Source organism: Burkholderia sp. KCJ3K979, assembly GCF_016759955.1.
GTDB lineage: Bacteria > Pseudomonadota > Gammaproteobacteria > Burkholderiales > Burkholderiaceae > Burkholderia > Burkholderia orbicola.
The window spans coordinates 1-2,267 of the sequence record NZ_JACFYV010000394.1; the positions used below are offsets into that span (position 1 = coordinate 1).

At 66.4% G+C, this 2,267-nt stretch carries 3 protein-coding genes and 1 pseudogene; all 4 read right to left on the bottom strand.

Going from position 1 to position 2,267, the window contains the following annotated elements; all coding sequences use genetic code 11:
• Positions 1-798, bottom strand: a pseudogene (locus H3O04_RS35060) (chemotaxis protein CheA); the annotation flags it as partial.
• 44 nt (positions 799-842) lie between these two features.
• The gene (locus tag H3O04_RS35065) at positions 843-1,124 is read right to left on the bottom strand and encodes a hypothetical protein (RefSeq protein ID WP_202589488.1); all 282 of its coding nucleotides are present in this window, start codon (positions 1,122-1,124) and stop codon (positions 843-845) included.
• 79 nt (positions 1,125-1,203) lie between these two features.
• Positions 1,204-1,794 (bottom strand): hypothetical protein, encoded by a 591-nt coding sequence (locus H3O04_RS35070; RefSeq protein ID WP_202589489.1) that lies wholly within the window; start codon positions 1,792-1,794, stop codon positions 1,204-1,206.
• Between the two features lie 111 nt (positions 1,795-1,905).
• The gene (locus tag H3O04_RS35075; protein WP_011547313.1) at positions 1,906-2,229 is read right to left on the bottom strand and encodes a hypothetical protein; all 324 of its coding nucleotides are present in this window, start codon (positions 2,227-2,229) and stop codon (positions 1,906-1,908) included.
• Between the last annotated feature and the right edge of the window lie 38 nt (positions 2,230-2,267).

A 2,267-nucleotide genomic window follows, 5' to 3' on the forward strand; every position in this document is an offset into this window, starting at 1 on the left:
CATCGAAGCCGTCTCGATCGGGCGCGTCGCTGCGGGCGCCGGTGCGGCCGAGCCGAGCGGCGGCAGGCCCATCCGGTCGCGCACGATCGGATCGCGATACTTCACGTCGTCCGCGACGGTCGCTTCGACGCTGGGCGCCACGTTCGAACGGGCGAGCGGCGCGGTCGTGCCCGGGCACAGGTGCCCGGTCGCTTCCACCGCGCGCCGGTTCGCGTCGCTCTGGCACAGCAGCGCGAGCGCCACGTCGGTCAGGCCCATCGCACGGAATTCACGCGCATCGAGACGCCGCACGCAGGCCTGGTCGACCAGCGTCGTGCCGCCCGTCGCGCCGAACCCCGGGAACGACACGCCGACGCTCACCGAGCCCATGCAGGTATCGGACAGCGTGGTCGTGAGGCCCGGCGCCTGGATCGACGGGTTCGTCTTGATCGTCTGCGTCCCCGAGTAATTGACGTTTTCCGTCGCCTGGGTGTTGTACGGGCTGGTGCCTGGCGCGCCGGCCGCGAGCGTGTTCGTGCTCTGCGGCGTCACGTTGCCGCCGGTCGTGCTGGACGGCATCGTCACGTTGACGTTCACGCTCGAATTGCCGCTGCCGCGCACCCCGCTGCTGCTCGTGGCGTTGCCGCCGCGCGAGCTCGTGGTGTTCGTGTTCATGCTCGAGCCGCCGCCCTGACTGATCGCCGTCGACGATGTCGACGACTGCGCGCTCGACGTCGAATCGGCGGTTTGCGCCTGGGCACCGATCGTGGTCATCGCGAACATCGCCGCACATGCCACCTTGATCCTGTTGCTGTTCATTTCACTCTCCGGACGAGGTTTGACCTCCGACCCAGGCAACCGTACTAATTCCCCTGAATGCCTTCAGTTTTCGCTGCTTCCCCGAACTGCTTCCAGCCGCTGCCCAGCTGGGACCACGAGCCGGCCGACATGCCCCGCCACTGCTGGGTGTCCGGCCCGCCGATGGAACTGCCCGACGAAAGCGTTTGTTGTTCTGACGGTTTGGTTGTCTGGTCAGGTTTGTTTGACGTCTGCATAGTCGATTGCCCACCATCGGCAGCACGGTCAGCGCCATACGCCGTCAGAGACGCGAACATCAGAGCGGCGGCAATCAGGTTCTGCTTCATGCCAACTCCTTACGTGACAACGATGCGGAAAAGAGACCAGCGTCGCTGGGAAACTGGAAACTGGTCCCCCCACACCTGACTAATGACTGCTCCCGGTCGCGCTCGAGTCGCCCTGGCTTCCGCCCGATGCGGACGGCGAACCGGCCGGACCGGTACTCCACACGGTCGACGAGTTGTAGTGATTCGAGCCGGTGATCGCGCCCGACCCGCCACTGCCCGTCCATCCCACGGCACCCGCGTTGGCATTGCCGTGGTCGTTCGCGCCCGTGGCCGTGTAGTGGTTCGCGCCGAGTACGATCGTGGCGGTCACCCCTCCCGAAAGCGCATTCGCGTTTTCGTTCGTGCTGCCGTTTCCAGCAAACGAGCCCGCGGCACCGATACCGCCGCCTGCCGCGAACGCGCCCCCGTTCGTGCCCGAGCCGCTGGCCGTCGAAGTCGAGTTGTGGTAAGCGGACGCCGTGCCGGCGGAGCCGGTGGGTGTCACGGTACTGCCTGCATTCGCGCCGGCCGTCGAAGTCGAATTGCTGGTATAGCTGCCGGAGCCGACCAGCACCGAACCGGAAACGCCCGCTGCGACGGATTGCGTCTGGTTGGTCGTGGACGATCCGGCCGCCAACGCAGCGGACGAAATGACGGTGAGCGCTGTCGCTAACATGACTTTGGCTTTCATAGCAATTCCTTGCTGTGAGGAAGTTCGACGGTGGCGGAGCCGGGCCTGCCCTTGCGGGGCAGGACCCGGCATCCGTACCGCCAGCCAATGACGAACGCTACGCGTCGCGGCTTAGTGGTGATACGTCCAGCCGGTCGAGCCCGCGTTCGCGCCGCTGCTGCCGCCCGCTTGTGCGCCGCCGAAGCCGAAGCCGCCGACCGTCGACGTTTGCGTATGGTTCGTGTACGAGATCGAACCGCTGCTGCCGCCACCGGCCGTTGCGCCGGCTGCGCCGAGTGCCGAGCCGGAATCGGTCGCGGTGAAGTGGCCGAACCCGGCGACCCCGGCCATCGTCTGGCCACCGCTCGACGAATTGCTGCTCGACACCGTGCCGCTGCCGGCAAACGCTGCACCCGAAACCGCCAGAACTGCTGCTGCAATCAGAAGCTTCTTCATGGTCGACTCCAAAACGGCGTGGAGAGAATGAGCATGGA